This is a genomic window from Gordonibacter sp. 28C, assembly GCF_003339845.1.
In the GTDB taxonomy this organism is placed as follows: Bacteria; Actinomycetota; Coriobacteriia; order Coriobacteriales; family Eggerthellaceae; genus Gordonibacter.
This window is the reverse complement of the sequence record NZ_PPTR01000003.1, coordinates 14,925-32,218: the sequence shown is the minus strand read 5'-3', so window position 1 is coordinate 32,218 and position 17,294 is coordinate 14,925. Positions and strand designations below refer to the sequence as shown.

At 60.7% G+C, this 17,294-nt stretch carries 19 protein-coding genes; 9 read left to right on the top strand and 10 right to left on the bottom strand.

The window, feature by feature from the left end; translation table 11 throughout:
* Positions 1-8: 8 nt before the first annotated feature.
* Genes C1878_RS04415 through C1878_RS04405 form a run of 3 tightly spaced genes read left to right on the top strand, consistent with a single transcriptional unit; the run spans position 9 to position 2,480 of the window.
* On the top strand, positions 9-728 hold the full coding sequence (locus C1878_RS04415; RefSeq protein WP_241963604.1) for a TetR/AcrR family transcriptional regulator: 720 nt from the start codon (positions 9-11) through the stop codon (positions 726-728).
* Positions 725-1,690: an ABC transporter ATP-binding protein gene (locus tag C1878_RS04410; RefSeq protein WP_114600493.1), complete on the top strand. Its 966-nt coding sequence runs from the start codon at positions 725-727 to the stop codon at positions 1,688-1,690. The genes C1878_RS04415 and C1878_RS04410 overlap by 4 nt, the downstream gene beginning before the upstream one ends.
* Positions 1,683-2,480, top strand: a complete 798-nt coding sequence (locus C1878_RS04405; protein ID WP_114600492.1) for an ABC transporter permease subunit — start codon at positions 1,683-1,685, stop codon at positions 2,478-2,480. The genes C1878_RS04410 and C1878_RS04405 overlap by 8 nt, the downstream gene beginning before the upstream one ends.
* Positions 2,481-2,576: 96 nt before the next feature.
* Here C1878_RS04405 and C1878_RS04400 read toward each other — a convergent pair whose 3' ends face one another.
* The 5 genes from C1878_RS04400 to C1878_RS04385 all read right to left on the bottom strand — a co-directional run bounded on the left by C1878_RS04400 (position 2,577) and on the right by C1878_RS04385 (position 7,346).
* On the bottom strand, positions 2,577-3,401 hold the full coding sequence (locus C1878_RS04400) for a nitroreductase family protein (RefSeq protein ID WP_241963603.1): 825 nt from the start codon (positions 3,399-3,401) through the stop codon (positions 2,577-2,579).
* Complete coding sequence (locus tag C1878_RS04395; RefSeq protein ID WP_114600491.1) at positions 3,398-3,784, bottom strand: helix-turn-helix transcriptional regulator; 387 nt, start codon at positions 3,782-3,784, stop codon at positions 3,398-3,400. The genes C1878_RS04400 and C1878_RS04395 overlap by 4 nt, the downstream gene beginning before the upstream one ends.
* Positions 3,785-4,049: 265 nt before the next feature.
* Positions 4,050-4,265, bottom strand: a complete 216-nt coding sequence (locus C1878_RS16435; protein WP_147272902.1) for a zinc finger Ran-binding domain-containing protein — start codon at positions 4,263-4,265, stop codon at positions 4,050-4,052.
* Positions 4,266-4,657: 392 nt separating this feature from the next.
* Entirely contained in the window at positions 4,658-4,981 is a 324-nt protein-coding gene (locus C1878_RS04390; protein ID WP_114600769.1) for a 4Fe-4S dicluster domain-containing protein, read from the bottom strand.
* Between the two features lie 4 nt (positions 4,982-4,985).
* The gene (locus tag C1878_RS04385) at positions 4,986-7,346 is read right to left on the bottom strand and encodes a molybdopterin-dependent oxidoreductase (protein WP_114600490.1); all 2,361 of its coding nucleotides are present in this window, start codon (positions 7,344-7,346) and stop codon (positions 4,986-4,988) included.
* 288 nt (positions 7,347-7,634) lie between these two features.
* Here C1878_RS04385 and C1878_RS04380 point away from each other — a divergent pair, with 288 nt between their 5' ends.
* The gene (locus C1878_RS04380; RefSeq protein WP_114600489.1) at positions 7,635-8,528 is read left to right on the top strand and encodes a LysR family transcriptional regulator; all 894 of its coding nucleotides are present in this window, start codon (positions 7,635-7,637) and stop codon (positions 8,526-8,528) included.
* Between the two features lie 89 nt (positions 8,529-8,617).
* On the opposite strand, the gene C1878_RS04375 is transcribed toward C1878_RS04380, so the two are convergent.
* The gene (locus C1878_RS04375) at positions 8,618-9,034 is read right to left on the bottom strand and encodes a pyridoxamine 5'-phosphate oxidase family protein (protein ID WP_114600488.1); all 417 of its coding nucleotides are present in this window, start codon (positions 9,032-9,034) and stop codon (positions 8,618-8,620) included.
* A 171-nt stretch (positions 9,035-9,205) separates the two neighbouring features.
* Here C1878_RS04375 and C1878_RS04370 point away from each other — a divergent pair, with 171 nt between their 5' ends.
* Together C1878_RS04370 and C1878_RS17065 are read left to right on the top strand one after the other, a co-directional pair.
* Positions 9,206-9,589 carry a helix-turn-helix domain-containing protein gene (locus C1878_RS04370; RefSeq protein ID WP_114600487.1) on the top strand — a complete coding sequence of 128 codons (384 nt, stop codon included), beginning with the start codon at positions 9,206-9,208 and terminating at the stop codon, positions 9,587-9,589.
* 467 nt (positions 9,590-10,056) lie between these two features.
* Complete coding sequence (locus C1878_RS17065) at positions 10,057-10,527, top strand: hypothetical protein (protein WP_369833500.1); 471 nt, start codon at positions 10,057-10,059, stop codon at positions 10,525-10,527.
* Here the strand turns inward: C1878_RS17065 and crcB are convergent.
* Complete coding sequence (gene crcB, locus C1878_RS04360; RefSeq protein ID WP_114600486.1) at positions 10,475-10,876, bottom strand: fluoride efflux transporter CrcB; 402 nt, start codon at positions 10,874-10,876, stop codon at positions 10,475-10,477. The genes C1878_RS17065 and crcB overlap by 53 nt on opposite strands.
* 284 nt (positions 10,877-11,160) lie before the next feature.
* On the opposite strand from crcB, the gene C1878_RS04355 reads away from it, so the two are divergent.
* Positions 11,161-11,742, top strand: coding sequence for a VanZ family protein (locus tag C1878_RS04355; protein ID WP_114600485.1), 582 nt, complete (start codon positions 11,161-11,163; stop codon positions 11,740-11,742).
* A gap of 31 nt (positions 11,743-11,773) precedes the next feature.
* Here the strand turns inward: C1878_RS04355 and pyrE are convergent, their stop codons facing one another.
* The gene (gene pyrE, locus C1878_RS04350; protein ID WP_114600484.1) at positions 11,774-12,454 is read right to left on the bottom strand and encodes an orotate phosphoribosyltransferase; all 681 of its coding nucleotides are present in this window, start codon (positions 12,452-12,454) and stop codon (positions 11,774-11,776) included.
* A 560-nt stretch (positions 12,455-13,014) separates the two neighbouring features.
* Positions 13,015-13,599: a helix-turn-helix transcriptional regulator gene (locus C1878_RS04345; protein ID WP_114600483.1), complete on the bottom strand. Its 585-nt coding sequence runs from the start codon at positions 13,597-13,599 to the stop codon at positions 13,015-13,017.
* Positions 13,600-13,781: 182 nt separating this feature from the next.
* On the opposite strand from C1878_RS04345, the gene C1878_RS04340 reads away from it, so the two are divergent.
* Positions 13,782-14,567 (top strand): hypothetical protein, encoded by a 786-nt coding sequence (locus C1878_RS04340; RefSeq protein ID WP_114600482.1) that lies wholly within the window; start codon positions 13,782-13,784, stop codon positions 14,565-14,567.
* 246 nt (positions 14,568-14,813) lie between these two features.
* Positions 14,814-16,550, top strand: a complete 1,737-nt coding sequence (locus tag C1878_RS04335) for a GGDEF domain-containing protein (RefSeq protein WP_114600481.1) — start codon at positions 14,814-14,816, stop codon at positions 16,548-16,550.
* A gap of 142 nt (positions 16,551-16,692) precedes the next feature.
* Here the strand turns inward: C1878_RS04335 and C1878_RS04330 are convergent, their stop codons facing one another.
* Entirely contained in the window at positions 16,693-17,280 is a 588-nt protein-coding gene (locus C1878_RS04330) for a type 1 glutamine amidotransferase family protein (RefSeq protein ID WP_114600480.1), read from the bottom strand.
* Between the last annotated feature and the right edge of the window lie 14 nt (positions 17,281-17,294).

Genomic DNA, 17,294 nt, shown 5'->3' with positions numbered 1-17,294 from the left:
GGAGCACGATGGAACAGCTCGAGACACGGAACGGACGCTGCGCAGGCGGCGGGCGCATGCCCGTCCTTCGGCTGGGTCGATTGGCCGACAAGGAAGGCAACGGCAACATCGAGAAATTCGAGAGCCTGCCCGCCGAGCGGCAGGAGGCCATCGTCGGCGCGGGCGTGGAGCTGTTCGGGCGCAACGACTACAAAAACGCCTCGACCGACGCCATCGCGCGCAAGGCGGGCATCTCGAAGGGGCTTCTGTTCTTCTACTTCAAGAACAAGAAAGAGTTCTACCTGTACCTGATGGAGCGCCTGATGGACAAGATGACCGACCTCGTGGTAGACGACAAGTTCTACGAGATCGACGATTTCTTCGAGCTGATGGAATACTCGGCAAGCAAGAAGAAAGCCGTGTTCGAGAACATGTCGCCGTTCCTGCTGGACTTCTCCATCAGGGCGTTCTACCCGGAGCACAAGGACGTGAAGGACACGATGGACGGTTGGACCCAGGCCCAGCTCGACCTCATGTTCTCCCGGTTCTTCAAGAACGTGCGGTTCGACCGGTTCCGCGACGACGTGAGTCCGCGCCGAGTGCTGGACATGATGATATGGATGGCCGACGGCTACCTGCACCAGCAGCGGTGCTTGAAGAAGGCCATCGACATCGACGTGCTCATGGAAGAGTTCGCCGACTGGTGCGCCATGCTGAAGGCCTATGCCTACAAGGAGGAATACCGATGAACGAGAATCGCGCGCCCCAGGGCGCGAGGGGGCCGGCCGGCGGAAGGCCCGGCCCCGCCATCGAGGTGAGCGGCCTCGTGAAAGACTACGGCAAGGGGCGCGGCGTGTTCGACGTGTCGTTCGCCGTGGAGCGCGGCGAGGTGTTCGGCTTCTTGGGTCCGAACGGCGCCGGCAAGACCGTGACCATGCGCAACCTCATGGGCTTCATACGTCCTGACGAGGGCGCCGTGCTCATCGACGGGCTGAACTGCTTCAGCCGGCGCAGCCGCATTCAGGAGCACTTGGGCTACCTGCCGGGAGAGATCGCCTGCATGGACGAGATGACGGGCACCGCCTTCCTGGAGTTCATGGCGCGCATGAAGAAGCTGCGCGACCGCACGCGCATGGAGCAGCTGATCGAGTACTTCGAGCTGGACCCCGCGCGCAAGATCCGCAAGATGTCGAAGGGCACGAAGCAGAAGGTGGGCTTGGTGTGCGCGTTCATGGCCTCGCCCGACATCGCCCTGCTGGACGAGCCCACCAGCGGCCTCGACCCGCTCATGCAGAGCCGCTTCATCGACCTCGTGCTGCAGGAGAAGCGGCGCGGCGCCACCATCCTGCTGTCGTCGCACCTGTTCGAGGAGGTGGAACGAACGTGCGACCGCGTCGCCTTCATCCGCGAGGGCAGGCTGGCCGCCGTCGAGCGCATGGACGACGTGCGCAGAACCCGCAAGCGCGTGTTCGTCGTGACGTTCGCCGACTACTTCGCGCGCGACCGCTACGCGCAAGCGCATCCCGACGCGCAGAAGCAAGGGGCCGCCAATATCGAGATATCCGTGGCGGGCAGCCTGGACGCGTTCGTGAAAGACCTCGCCGCGTACGACATCGTCGACTTGACCGCGCGCGAGCAGACGCTGGAAGAGCTGTTCATGCACCTGTACGGCACGACTGAGCAGGTGGAGAAAGGAGGCTCGCATGAATAGGACGCTGTTCGCCAAAGAGCTGCGCGCGAATCTGTTCGTCAGCTTTATCATTGTGGCGGTGTTGGCCATGTACATCGGCGTGATCGTCAGCATGTACGACCCGGAGTTGGGCGAAAGCCTCGACGCCATGATGCAGAGCATGCCCGAGATGTTCGCCGCGTTCGGCATGGCGACGCAAGCAACCACGCTCCTTGATTTCATGCTGAACTACCTGTACGGTTTTTTGCTGACCATCTTCATCCTCGTGCTCATCCTTGTCATGGTGAACAAGCTGATGGTGCGCTACCTCGACCGCGGTGCCATGGCGTACCTGCTGGCCACGCCGAACAGCCGCACGCGCATCGCGCTGACCATGGTGGGCGTTCTGGCAACCGTGCTCGTGGGGCTCATGGTGGCGACCACTGCGCTGGAAATGGGTTTCGGCGAGGCGCTGTTCCCCGGCGAGCTGGACATGCAGGCGCTGTTGCAGGTGAATGCGGGGCTGTTGGCCCTGTGGCTGGCCATGGCCGGCCTGTGCTTCCTGTCCGCGTGCCTGTTCTCGAACGCGACGGCCGCGTTGTGGGTGGGCGGCGGCCTGAACATCCTGTTCTTCCTCATGCAGATGGCGTCGCAGGTGGGCGACAAGTTCGAGTTCCTGGAGAACGTCAACCCGCTGACGCTGTTCGACTATTACGGCTTGGCGGCAGGCGACGCGTCTGCCGTGGGCGGAGCGGTTGCGCTGGCTGCGGGCGCGGCGGTGCTGTTCGCCGCTGCCGTCGCGGTGTTCGATCGGCGCGACCTAAGCATCTAGCGGGCGGATGGCGTTTGCGGTTGGCGCTCCGATGGTGCAAGACAGGGGGTTTTCGTGGGGGCGGCCTGTCGGCCGCCCCCACGGGTACGCCGTTTCTTACGCCCAGGCGAAGTTCTCGGTGCCGGCGCCGACTTCGAAGTGGTACTTCGCTATGCCCAGGTCGACGGCCGTGTAGGCCCCGTCGGGGGCTGTCGCGCGCACGCGGGTGCCGTCGAGCTCGAAGCGGAACTTCTGCTGGTTCATGGCGGTGGGGGCGAGCAGGGCCGCTCGCACGCCGCGCTCGAACCAGGCGGGCGTAGGGCCGCTCGCCGCGCACACGTCCGCGGCCGTCTTGGACTTGCGCGGCTTGCCCTGCGTCTCGCCGTAGCCGAGGGTCAGCACGCACACGAGCTTTTCGTCCGAGCCGACGAGGCGGCGGACGCGTCGCTTGCTGAACGTCAGGGCGACCCAGCAGGTGTTCAGGCCCAAGCGCTGCGCGGCCAGCACGATGCGCTCGCCGTAGTAGCCCGCGCGCTCGTCCAGGCCATCGCCCTTCCTTCCTATGAGGGCGACGTAGTTCCTCACATTGCGGAAGCTGCCGTAGCGGGCCATCATGCTGCTGCCGAACGCGCTTGGCTCGTCGAGCGCGAGCTGGATGCGCAAGCCGCCTTCCCGGTTGCACGCGTCGATCTCGGCTTGCAGCGCGGCGAGCGTCGGGCCTTCGATGCGCCGATCGGTGTAGCTGCGCACCGAATGGCGGCGCTCGAGCGCCTCGTCGAGGCTGCAGGCCGCAAGGTCTTCGACGGCCCCCGTCGTTTCGCGCGGGCGGGCGTCCCCGCTTTCGTTCGCGGCCGCGTTCCCGCTTGCGTTCCCGCCCGTGCTTCCGTTCTCGCTCGCGTCCATGTCGCCGCGCTCCCTTCCACCGTCCGCCTTCGAGATCATCGTGCCTCTCCGTTCCCGTCGTCTTGCAGATAGCCTTCTCGGTTCGCCAGCCGCACCAGCTCGTATACGCGGTCTACCAGCTGCTTGAACTGCGACCACTGCTCGATGTCGGGAGCTATGTGGTAGAAGTTCATCGTGCCCGCGCGTCTCAGGCTGATGATGCGCGCGTCGCGCAGTATCTTCAGATGGTGCGACACGGCGGGGCGGGATAGATGCGTGAGCGCGGTGATCTCGCCAACGCGCAGCCCGCATTGCTCGGCTTCCAGCAACGCCACGAGTATCTGCTGACGCGTCTCGTCGCCCAGCGCCCCGATGAGGCCCTGGCAGTTCTTGAACCCGACAGCGAGGGCTTGCCGGTTCCGCGTCCATTCCTGTTCGTCCATAGCGCTCCTTTGGTTCAAACGTTCGAACCATTAAACCATAGGGAGGGGCGGCGCGCGTCGGAAAACTTGCTTAGGGAAAGAAAAACGAGACGGAGAATAAGATTTGGCTTTTAATTGGATCGGGGATGGAGCATTCGCCATGCTTGTCAGTTTGAAATCGTCGGAACGTGGGTTATTTTTGAAATGAAGTGTCCGTATGTTTTCCTAAAGCGTAGGAGAGCCTTACGTCCTCCTACGCTTTAGTTCGCAAACGCCAAGTTGAACCTTACTTGTCCGCTTGTTGCCCCCACTCGTCTTTCCGATCTTCGTTTCGAAGAATTTCTTGGGTCGCACCGGCGATTTCTTCAGAGATCACTTTTGGTCTGCCGCATTTTTCACACATTTCGCTGGCGGCCTTGTTAAATGTGTTGCAATCGGGGCACTCCCAAAGAAGCGTCCCTAATGGCGGCGGTACGAAGCCGCCTCGTTGATTATGAGCCATGGTAAACTCCTTGCTCTCGATCTAGTGACTTCGGAAGTCATGTACCTCGGGTGCGGTCGAAACGCCGTGCGAATCAGTCTGCTTCAATGAGCGAACTTATTAGGCAAGCGCGCTCGGGTCTTTGGGCGCTGTCGGCGCTTTGGGGCTCGCAGGTTGTATCACGTCGTTCAGACTAACGTTTTTATACTCGCTGGCACCGGGCATCTCCGCCCCGCAATAGGGGCATTTCGGCAGTCGTACCGTGCCCATCGGGTTAACGTCCTTGCCGCATTCGGGGCATGGGATGGGATCCATGTCCAACGGTTTGCCGTCGATTCTCACATCTGATGGTCTGAAGCACATGACGCGTTCCTTTCTATAACGAAGCGGTGATCTACCTTCGATGCAGTGACTCAGAGTGAGTACAGAACCTGGGTCGACTTCTCAGCGAGCTTCTTGGACAGTTCTTCGAGGGTTCCGTAATACATCACGTTCGCTGGGCAATGGTGAACGCAAGAAGGCAATCGTCCCTCGGCGGTTCGTTCGGCGCACAAATCGCAACGGCTCGTTGGCATGGGGAGGTAGCTCCACTCCCATTTGTCGTCGCCGACTTCGACGGGTCCGTATCCGTGAACCTTGATACCGTACGTTTTCGGGTCGAGCTCCAACTCGCGTTGACAGGCTACGATGCAAGCATAGCATCCTGTGCAGTATTCGTAATCGATAAGCAGGCCCATGGTGTTAGCTTCGCCAGTAAAGTTGGTGCTCGCCACCGAAACCACCCTCTTCCTTGTATATCTTGCCAACCAAGCAGTCGTTATCAGGTGTCACTTTGTAAATCTTGCATAGCCCGCCCTTTACTGGAGCCGCGAATCCTATGCGGCCCATGACGCCGATCGTTGTAAGATTGTTGCAGTTCGCTTCAAAGGTGCCATAGAAATTGGGTGCCGCTCCTTCTTGCTCGGGAAACCACCAACCATGGCGAATGCGAACGGTTTGAGGCTGGATCCCTGGGGCGATGCGAGCGATCTGCTTGCATTTGCCACGCGGGCTTTCGATCCAGATCAAGTCGCCCTCTGCGATGCCATATTTCTCGGCAGCATCCTTCGAGATGTCGCAATCGGGATATTCCATGAACTGACGCATGTACTTGAGCTGACGGTGCTCTGAATGGAAAAACCACGGCGCACGATGCCCGGTTGTTAGGAGCAACGGATAATCTTCGAGCAGTTCAGGCGTTCGCACAGGGCTTTCGTAGGGCTCGATGAATACCGGCATGGTGTAGGTGCCGATTACGTCGAGGACTGGACAGAGAAATTCATATTTGCCCGTTGCGGTAACGAAGCCGGGTTTGCCGTCAGTGCGCAGCATTCCCTTCTCGTACTTTTTGTACTCCATGTTCCAATCCCAGTAGTCGTACACTTTTTCGGTAAGTTCGTCGTAGGTGTAATCCACTCCATTGCCTTCGTCTTGGATAAGCCAAGTCAGAAAATCTTCAAGGCGCTCGAACTTATTGAAGAAATCGGGATTGAATTCTTTCCCGAGGTACCAAATCAACTCGTCGTCACCCTTTGACTCGTAATAACGATCGCAGCATTGGGTGATGGAGCGTAGAGGTTGCCACCAAGAGCGGAACGACTTTCGCTCGACCGACATCGCGGCGGGTAGCACCAGGTCGGCTACTGCCACTGCCGTGGGGGTCATGAATACGTCGTATACAACATTGTAGCGGGCCTTCATCATAGCGTTGTAAATGCGTGTGGTGTCGCAACCGGTGCAGGAAAGCGGATTGGTTCCGTGACAGAATGTCATAAGGATGGGGTACGGATCTGCCGACTCAAGTTGTTCGACGATCATATCGGTGGAAATCGCTTGCGAGAATCCGGAGGCAAGAATAGGATTGCGATCGATGCCGATGCGTCGATCTAGTATCTCTTTACTTAGGAACTCCAGGCCTGCTCCGTATTTTTTGGAGGTGTTGTACGCATACCTTAGAAGCACGTTGCCGCCCGGCGTGTCCAAGTTGCCGCACATGGCGACCAAATCGTTGATGGCGAAACAAAGCTCTGTGCCATCAACGTGCATATCGACGGTTACGCCCCAAGATATCTGGCCAGGATTTGCGTCTGCGTACATCCGTGCAGCGCTGGTGATTAGATCGGCGGGCACCCAGGTAACCTCTTCGCCCTTCTCGGGCGTCCATTCGGCCACGGCCTCCTTCAGCTCGTCGAAGCCGTAGGACCATTTTTCTACGAAATCTTTGTCGTAGAGCTCCTCGCTCATGATAACGTTAAGCATCGTCATTGCTAAAGCGCTGTCGGTGCCGACGCGCGGTCGCAAATGCAGCTCAGACTTGGATGCCAGCCACGTCAAGGCAGGATCTATCGTGATGAACTTTGTGCCGCGTCGTATGAGATCGATGTACCAATGGCCGAACAGGTCGCCGTTGGACGCAAGCGGTTCGTGTCCCCAGAGCACGACAACCTCGGGTATCCGGTATTTCGGGTTGTCGTATCGGTCGGGGAACTGGCATGCGGTGTCCTGTATCCAGCAGTCTCCCGCCTTCAACATGCATGAGAACATACGCGATTGGTAACACGAATCGCCCGATAAAAAGCCTGATCCAGCGTTGCAACTACCGAATACGGCACGTGTCAACATGCCAACTTGCCACATGGTGTTGCGGCCTGTGCCGGTTAGGCTGACGAAGCCTTCGGGTCCGATGCCGCCCGGGTATGTGCGAATCTCCTCACACACGTCTTGGTGAGCGTCTTTAAGCCATTGGACGGCCTCGTCCCACGAGATCCGCTTCCATTTATTTTCCCCTCGTTCGCCGTCGCGCAGCAGGGGGTACTTCAGGCGATCAGAATGGTTGACGGCCTCTTGCATATCCAAGCAGCGGGCACATAGGCGCCCCTGCCATCCGCTCAAAGGATCGCCTTCTGCTTTGACGAATTTCCCGTCTTCGGTGTAGACAAGGATGCCGCAGCCATTATGGCATCCGGGAGCGGTCCACTGCGACGTTCGGGTTACTGTGCGATCGCCTTCCTGCCAACGCCACTCCCCGGGATGGTACAACTCGGTATTCAGTTCGTTGATCATGTGCTCCCCCTCTCCTTCCACTTGGTTCGGATTGAACCTGCTATTGCGATGCATCGCAACAAGACTGTAACCCCCCTTCGGTAGCGTTGAAAAGAAACCGATGGTTTGCACGGGCGAAACTTATCGGGTGCATTTGCATGGCGCAAATCTTCGAATACGTATAAGCGACCTCTGGCTATGGCGCTTGAGAATGATTGGCGGGCGGGGTACTTTGGACGAGGTGTATTATAAAGGCGGTTGCCAAAAAGAACAGGACTGCTCGAGGTGGCTTTATGGAGGGGATTCTTTATGGAGAGGCGCCAGCTGGTTCAATTCGTCAAGCTTTGCGAGACCGGCAATGTGACGAGGGCTGCAAACGACTTGTTTCTCACACGGCAGGCGCTGTCGAAGAGCATTCGGAAAATGGAGCGCGAGCTTGGCGTAGAATTGTTCTATCGCAACAAGGATGGCGTCGAGTTGACGCCGGCGGGTAGGTTCTTGCTGGATTTTGCCCACGAAGAGGCTTGCCACTACCGCGATGTTGCCGTGCTCTTTGACCAAGTATTGCGCAAAATGCGAGGTATCGACGAAAAACGCACGGTAAGAATTGGTACTACTTTGTTTTTCGCGCCTCATTCGATTATCCAAATTGCGCTCAATGCGAAAAACGTCGGGCCCATTGCCAATGCAATATTTGCGAACGTCAGCACCCTGAACGATGGCATGAGAGGTCTTCGCGACGGGGATTACGATCTTATCGTGATGCGTACTGCCCCCAATGAACGCGACGGCTTCGAGTGCCGGCGCATTGCATTGACTCCGGCAAGCGTGCTCATCAAAAAAGACAGCACACTTGGAGACAGGGATACAATCGATTTTCAAAACGATCTGCGTGGGCAAACGCTGCTATGTGCGGGCGAAGATTCGTATCGCGATACGCTTAGCTTTGCCGATCGCTTTGGGTTGAAGGTTTTGTCTGTTCCTGCTGACATATACGGTATACGCCAGATGATTCTCAGCGGAGACGGCGTTATGGTTGCACCTGAGCAAGTGTGCGAGCAGATCGCTATCGGATTCGGCGGGATAATGTTCAAACCCTGCGTAAACTATCCCGAAGAAACTACCGGATTTGTTATTTGTCCAAAAAATGCTCCAGAATACGTTTTCGATTTCATCAGGTTGCTCGAATCCGTTTGTTCGTAAAATGTCTTTTCGGACAATCCTGGCGAGGCGAGGTTGGCCGCTTTTCGGAGTGGAACGGCCAACCTCTTGCCCAGCCTATTCAGGGCTTCCTACTCGAACCTGACAGATTCTTCGATTCCGAGCATAGTGCGAAATTCGGCGGTAGCGTTCTCCAAATGGAATATTTCCAACTTCATGTCATCTTCCATCGTGTAAACGTTTTTCGCTCCGGGTGTCTTTTCCAAGATGGCTTGGGCAAGGTCATAGGTATCCTCGAAAACAGCGGTGCCGTAATAGCGCATAAAACAATTATCTTTAACTGCAACTATTTCAACCAAAGGATTAGCTTGCATCTGCTTGAATACATCTTTAAAGCGCCCCGTGCCGAAATATAGTCGCCCCTTAAGAAGCATGTGCATTCGCATTGGACGGCACTTGGGTTGTTTGCCATCTGCGGTTGCAAGCAAATAAAATCCAGATTCATCGAGGTAGTCGTTGACGTGTGTTATGGCTTCAAGCGTGTCCATCTCTGATCCTTCCTGTTCAATTATAGTATAAAAAAATGAACTTATTTAATGATAAATACTGTATAATAATTTGTAAAGTACTATCTTTTAAGATACTATATATCTTGGAAGATACCAAGATCAGAAGAGTGCCAGTGAAAACTCTTCTCGTTTCCGAAAGGATGGTGCAACATGGGGGTGGACCTTTACGGACAGTGTCCTTTCGCAACAGCTCAGCGTGCATTGCAGGGTAAATGGGCGATACTTACGCTACATTTGTTAGCAGATGGACCTATGCGGTTCAACGAGCTGGAGCGGCACCTGCCTACCATGACCCATGCGACGCTGTCCAAACAATTGAAGCGTCTCGAAGCCGATGGGCTGATCGTGCGTACCGTGTATCCGCAGATACCTCCCAAAGTGGAATATTCTCTTTCGCCGATCGGTTGCGAGTTCGTTCCTGTGCTCGACGAAATCCGCATCTGGGGTGAGAAATACCTTGACTACATCGAATATGCCCGACGCAAAGAGCAGGCTGCTTCTTCAGTGGTTTCCCCACGGGCGAATGTCGGGTAGAACGTAGATTCAGATGCGTACGGCTCCAGTTTCCATATTGAAGGTTTTTACGGCGTGATGGAATCGGCGGTGTCGGAAGGGGGCGCGATGGAACTTGCTTATCTGGCGCGGCCCTTGTGGGGATCATGATGTATGAGGTGCTGCTGTGGCTGATGGTGGTCGACGCGTGCGCGCAACCGTGTTACCGTTTCGGCACGCGGGAGACTTGAGTCGGCATCGTGGTGGTGGGCGGCGTGTTCGGCATCGTGCCATACCTGCTTTTCGGGCGTCTTTTCTAGGTCGGCGGCGGGCCCAAGCCGGCACCCTCCGTTCCGACCCGTTGTCCGACTCGCAGGTTGGTTGGGCTCCCGCCTTGCAGGCCGGGCTCCTACGGTGCTTTGCCGTATCGCATGACGCGGGGTCATTCGTTTCCCTACGGCTCCGTGCGGTCGATTGCGCGCGGCGGGCGCGCGTGGTTGCATGGGAGCATGAGGTTTCGCAAGACATACGTTGACGTGGTGGCCCGCATCGATGCGGACGGGCGTACGACGCCGTTGTCCATACTCTGGCGCGACGGCCGCACGTTCGAGATCGAACGCGTGCACGGAGCCGTCCGCCGGGCATCCGCGCGGGTGGGCGGTACGGGCGTGCGCTATCTGGTTTCGGTGTTCGGCCGAGAGAAGTACCTGTTCTACGAAGGTCCCCGCTGGTTCGTGGAGGAAGTGGTTCCGGAGCCTTCGCGGGATTGCGTCGAGCGCGGCGCGGGCGACCCCGAGGAACGGCCTCGCAGGGCGGCGCGGCATGCCGAGGACGCCCCGGAAGCCGCGATCCCTGGCGGAGCAGGGGCGTCCGTCGAGTCTGCCCCGGGCGCCGCGCCCCGCGCCTTCGAAGCGCTCGTGGCGGCTCTCAGGCGCCGCTCGCACCCGCCGATGCCAAGATCGCACGCGCGCCGCGCATGAGCACCCGTCCCAGCACCACGCCCGCCAAGCACGCCGCCAAACTGCCGAAAGCGTACAACGCGCCCATGCCGTACTTACCCTCGTCCAGCAGGGCGAGCGTTTCCAGCGAGAACGTCGAGAACGTGGTGAACCCTCCGCAGACGCCGGTTTTCAGGAAGAGCAGGGCGTTCGCGGGTATGCCCGCCCATCCGTCTGCCGCTTCGACGACCGCGCCGATGGCCACGGCGCCGACGAAGTTCACGATGAACGTCATGAGCGGGAAGTCCCCCTCGTAGGGCACGAGCCCCATCAGATAGCGCGCCACCGCGCCCACGAACCCGCCCGCACCCACGCACAGCATCGACAGCATGCTCGAACCTCCCGTGTTTTCCGAATGTCGCCAGTATACCTTGAGGAGCGAAGGCGCGGTGAGCCGGAGGGATCGTGCTCCCCGAGGAGGCGCTCGCTCGGGCTTGGTTGCGCCGGCTGCGGCGCGTTTGCGCAGCCGTACCTTAAGCGTTCCTGAACAGGGCCTGAAGTTGCGGCTACGGCTGGATCGCCGCGGACGTCGCGCCGCCGTGCGCGCGGTATGCTGCTTTCCGTCCCGGTCGCGCGCGCCGGGGCGCAACGAACCTTGCGGAAAGGGGACGGGCTATGAAGCGGCTTGCTAACGACGGAGGAATCGAGAGCCTGGGGCCGACGGCGTTTCGGATGGAGCGCTCGGGCGGCTTTCTGGGAAGCCGGACGCTCACGGGATGCCTGCTGGCCGTCTACCTGGTGGTTCTGGCGTGGATCATCCTGCTGAAAATGCAGTTCTCGCTGGACGTGGTGGGCACGATGCGCAGCGTGAACCTGGTTCCGCTGGCGGGAGCCACGGTCATCAACGGCGCAGCCGATTACAAGGAGGTCGTGCAGAACGTGCTGGCGTTCGTGCCGTTCGGCCTGTACATGGGCGTGGTCTTCGGTAGGCGGTCGCTGTGGTGGGGCCTTGCGCCCGTCGCGCTTGTCAGCTTGGCCTTCGAGGTGCTGCAGTTCGCGTTCGCCATGGGCGCGTCGGACGTCACCGACCTTATGGCCAACACGGCAGGCGGCGCGCTGGGCCTTTTCCTGTACGCGCTCGTGCGCCTTGCGGCGCGGTCGGACGGGCGCGCCCTGCGGGCGTGCAACGCCGTGGCCTTGGCGGGGACCGCGCTCGTGCTGGTTTTCTTGGGAGCGTTGATCGTGGCGAACCTGTAGGCGGGTTGCGGCGACCATCGCCCCCACGCGCCTACAGGTTCGCGCCGTACTGCTCGTAGTACGCGTCGAGGGCCGTCTTCACGCCGTCGTCTATCACGACGCGGCCCTGGCATTCCCGGTTGTGCAGGTGCTCGGTGACCTCAGCCATGTCCACGATGGACGCGGTGGGGAAGCCGTAGCGCTCGCGCACCTCGTCGAGCGCGCAGATCTCGCCGCCCTTGCCGACCTCCATGCGGTTCAGCGACACCATAAGGCCCACCACTTCCACGTCGGCCTGCTGCATGAGAATGGGGTGCGTCTCCTCGATGGACTTGCCCGACGTGGTCACGTCCTCCACGATGACCACGCGGTCGCCGTCGTGCAGGTTGGAGCCCAGCAGGATGCCCGTGTCGCCGTGATCCTTGACCTCCTTGCGGTTCGAGCAGTAGCGCGCCTCCTTGCCGTAGAGCTCCGAGAGCGCCATCGTGGTGATGACGGACAGCGGGATGCCCTTGTACGCCGGGCCGAACACCACGTCGAAGTCCAAGCCGAAGTTGTCGTGAATGGCACGTGCGTAAAACCGCCCCAGGCGGTGCAGCTGCGAGCCCGTCACGTAGGCGCCCGCGTTCATGAAGAAAGGGGACTTCCGGCCGCTCTTCAAGGTGAAGTCGCCGAACTTGAGCACGTCGCTCTCCACCATGAACTCGATGAACTCCTGCTTGTACGCCTCCATGGCATGCCCTCTCTTCCCTGCGCGAGTCGTTGCTCCCGCGTCTTTCCGTCGTGCGGTCAATGATACTCGAAGCCGGCTCCCTCGTCTCTATTCGCAGGAAAATACAATAGAGGCTCTTGACAACTACTAGACTATATCATATATTAGTACCGGTCTGAAACACCAGGTTCGCCCGGCATCCCCACCCCTAACGGATGCCGGGCGAACCTGCTTCGCCCGCAATCCGGATCGGCATGCGGGCGAGCGTCGCAGCTCTGCAGATGACGCGCGCCTTTGAAAAAGGCGACTTGCGACGCTTCCGTCGAAGGTCGTGCGATTGAAGCAGCCCTTCAACGCGAGACTCTGCGAGGCATCGCGAGCGCGACGCCGTCAGGTCGCGCTCTTCGGCACATTTTTCACTGATTCTCTGCGCTCGTTCTCCAATAGCAGAACGCTTAAAGCCTTCTTGAAACATGCGACATGGTGAAACGATTGGCAAAGAAGGAATGCCTTCGCGCATGCGGGCGTTTTTGGCCTTGGATATGCAGAGAATCGGTCATTACTGTGCCGAGCTAATGCGCTCAACTGCGACTCTGGCCGAGCGAACGCATGAGTTCTGTGCGCTCCTGCACGTCCATCTTTCGATAGAGACTGCGGACGTGGGACTTCACCGTGTTGGGGGACAAGAAGAGCTCGCTTGAGATGTCCGCGTAGCTGTATCCTTCGCACAGTAGCAAGAGCGTGTCCTCTTCGCGTCGGGTGAGGTCGAACTGCTTGGCGGCTTTGGCGCATAGCGCTTCGGGCGTGCGCGAGGCCGCAAGGTCGAGCTCTAATCGGTCTATCGCGTTCCGCAATTCCGCCAGCATGCGGCTTCGCTCGTCATCCTGGCGGTTCCAAAAGCGGACGGCGAGGGCGTAGGCGGCGAACGCCGAACCGGCGAGCACGGCGGCGGATGCAGTGGCGGCTTGCAGACCTGCCTTTTCCGCAATCAGCAGGCAGCCTACGATCAACGCGGCGAAAAGGCCTGCGGACAACAGGGCCCGCCGTCCTGCGGTAGTGCTTTGCCGCGGAACCAGAACGAGTCGTGCGGCGTTCGCGGCGCACGGCAGGTAAAGCGCTCCGGCGCAAGCGACCGTGACGATGTGATATGCAACGTTCTGCTCCACGCGCGCCGCCCTTCGCCGTTCTCGGGTGCCTACGCACCCGTTTCCCTGCCTTTATTCCTGCACGATAGCGTACCTTGTTCCGGCGCGATTCGACAGGGTGAAAAAACTCACCGTTGCCGGCAATTCGCCCGCAGGTTAGATTCAGCATGTCGAGATGCATTCGCCGAAGGAGAGGGGTTGCCATGAGAAGCTCCATCGTAAAGGGTTGGGCTGCGGCGGGCGTCGTTTTGCTGGTGTTGGCCACGCTGGTCATGGGTTGGTTCGCGGGACGTCTGCTGCCGATCGACCCGATGCCACGGCCCGAGGACGCCGAGACGGCCTTCTATCCGGGAAGGTTCGAAACCGAGGTGAGGGCCGGGCAGACGGTTGACGTCGCTTTCGGCGAGAAGCTACTGGTGGAAGGGGTGACACAAGGCAAGAAGTATCTGCTTCCCTCTGCGAAGCAGACCGAACCGCCCTGCGACGGCTGGCTGATCGAGTGCGGGGCCTGCGAGCTGTCCGTCTCGGAGACGCGGGTGGTTTCCGGCGACGCGCTGAGGGAGCTCGACCCGCGTTTCCCCTGGCCCGCCACTTCGTGGGATTCCGGCCACATAGGCTCGGAGTTGGCCGGCAAGGCGTTCGTCGTCACCTTGACGGTACGAAACCCCTCTAACGACGAGCGCGTCGAACTGCCCGAGTTCACGCTCTGGTCCGACGCTTTCAACCGGCGGTCGGACGCGATGGGCAACGGCGCCTTTCCGCTTTACGGGGCGTTCGACGCTTTGCTCGACCGTGCAGTGACTTACCGCATGGTTCTGGAACCGGGGGAGACGCGGGAGGTGGAAGCGCCGTTTTACATTTTCCGCAACTCTTTCGCTGACGAGAGCGCTTTCGAGAACGTCGACCTTGCCGGATTCTGCCTTGAGGTGAACGATTACGACCCCGGCATCTGCTACCGGTTTTGGCTGGCCGAGCGTCTAGCCTCCTAGGCCCGAAGCTCGCGCCGCTCGATCTGACGGGCAAACCCGCTTGATGGCAACCCGGGCGCCCGCTTGGGCGTTCCAGTTGTCGATTTTTCCTTCCGATCGGCTGTCGCGCTCCTCAACACCAGGTTGAAACGCCATACTGGGTTTCGACAAAGTTACCGCATGGGGATGCGTAAAAGACGGCGAAGGCGCATGGCGGACACGACTCCGTCGTAGCGTCGCGCCGCACGGCGAGCGAAGGGGATGGGCATGAACCCGCTTTTCGACAAGGCGATCGCATACGTTTCCGAGACGGTGCGGCTGTTCTACTCCGGCGAGGACATCGAGCGCGTGGTCGCCCGCTTCACGGACGATTTCTCCTGGATCGGCGCCGGCGAGGTCGAGTTTTCCACCGACTCCGCCTCCATCGCGTCGTACTTGGTGGAACGCGCTCCGCTCGCGCCGCCCTGCGAGGTGTTCGACGGGGAGTTCCACCTGGTGAACGTTGGGGAACGCTCTTGCACGGTCATGGGGCGCTACCATGTGCGCACGAGCGCCGATTCGGGGCACGTGCTCGAGGAGCACCAGCGCTGCTCCTACGAATTGGTCGACGCGGGCGGCGAGCTCAAGATCCGCCACGTCCATGTTTCCAACCCGTACCAGGCCATGAAGGACGAGGCGTACTTCCCGTTCGAGGCGGGTCGGCAAAGCTACGAATACCTGCAGCAGCTTGTGCGCGAGAAAACCGAGACCATCGATCTGATCACCGACAACGTCAACGGCGGCCTCAAGGTCTGCGAGGAGAACGAGCCCTACGTCCTCGTGTACGTCAACGAGGGCCTTGCGCGCATGCTGGGCTACACCGTGGACGAGCTCATGGACGCGAGCGGGGGGACGGCGGCCGGCATCGTGCACGGGCCCGACCGTGCACGCGCGCTTGAGGACGTGAGACGCTGCTTCGCCCAGGGATCCACGTACGAGACGGAGTACCGCGTGCGCAAGAAAAGCGGCGAGCTGGTGTGGATACTGGATTCGGGGCGCAAGATGGAGGTGGCCGACGGGTCGGTGAGGATCAGCAGCCTGCTCATGGACATCACGTCGCGCAAGAAGGCCGAGCAGGCGCTGCTTTTGGAGCAGGAGCGCTATCGCATAGCCCTGCGCAGCGTGACCGACGTGCTGTTCGAGTACGACATCGCGGAAGACGTGCTCGTGGAGTTCGAGCGCGGCGCGGACGACGACGCCCCTCCCGAGGAGCGGCGCTTCCCGCGCTACACCGCATCGGTGGACTCGGGCCGCATTCATCCGGACGACTTCGGCCGTCTTGCCGAGGCGTTGAGCACCGGGTGCTCGACGACGATGGAGGTGCGCCATTTGCTGCCCGAACGCGCGCCCGGGTGGCGCTGGGTGCGCCTGCACGCCCTCATGCTGCGAGACGGCGAGGGCAATCCCGTGCGCACCATCGGCAGCTGGAAAGACGTCACCGAGGAGCGCCTCCGCCTTCAGGAGCTCGAGGACCAGGCCCGGCGCGACCCTTTGACGAAGCTGTTCAACCAGGGGATGGCGAGCGAGCTGGTGGAGCAGGAGCTTCCCGCGTGCATCGAACGCGGCACGGGCGCGCTTTTCGTGGTGGACATCGACGACTTCAAAGCCGTCAACGACTCGTACGGGCATCTGGCGGGAGACGACCTGCTTGTCTGCGTGGCGAACTCGCTCATGGAAACGCTGGGCGGCGAGGAGGGTTTTGCGGCGCGCATCGGCGGCGACGAGTTCGTGGCGTTCCTTCCCGGCGTCGACGCCTTGCAGGCGCGCGAGGCGGGTGCAAGGCTCAACCGCGCCTCCGCCGGCCTGCAGGTTTCGGGTCATCCGGTCACGCTCAGCGTGGGTGCGGCGCTGGCGGGGGCCGACGGGAACGACTACGAAAGCCTCTTCGCCGCGGCGGATCGAGCGCTCTACAAGGCCAAGCGCCAAGGCAAGGATCGCACGATCTTCTCCGACGAAAGCGCATAGCCGCTCGCGCAGGTCGAAGCGGCCGGGCCGTTCCGCGACGCGCCCGACGCCCGACCGGCGGAGCTGCTTTCTGCCAAGGGCCCGGCTCTTGCGTACACGCGCCTGCGGGTGGTGCGCGACGCGCCTCCGCGGGGAGACGGGGCTAGGAAGCCGGGTAGAACCCCTCTTTGTGCAAGCGGTACCATTCCCGCACGTCGTCGTCCGGTTTCGCCTCGAGCAGCGAGAGCACGGCGCAGGCGAACTCGAGCGTGCCCGCGCCGTTGGCGGTGACGACGCCGCGGTCGGACACGGCCGGCTCCTCGCGAAACAGAGCGTCGCCGCGGTAGTGCGGCGCGCACTGCTTCAGGTACGCGAGTGTGTTGCCGGTGTGGGCCCGCTCGTCCAGGAAGCCGTGCTCGGCCAGGAAGCTGGCGGCGTTGCAGATGCCGCCCACCGCCGCGCCGCTCGCGAGGGCTTCCTCCACCAGGGGCAGCACGGCGTCGTTGCTCCCGTCGAGCCATACGTTGCCCCCGATGAGCAGCAGCGCGGCGAAGTCGCGCGGGTGGTCGGCCACCGTGCAGTCGGGAACGACGCGCAGGCCTCCCATCGACCGCACCGGCTCGCCGTCGAGCCCGACGGTGCGCACCCGGTAGCGCGCGCTGCCGTTGAGCTCGGTGCACACGTAGGCGCTCTCCCAGTCGGCGAATCCTTCGAACACGAACACGAGCACGTCTTTCTTTTCTGCGGCCATAATCCAGCTTCCTT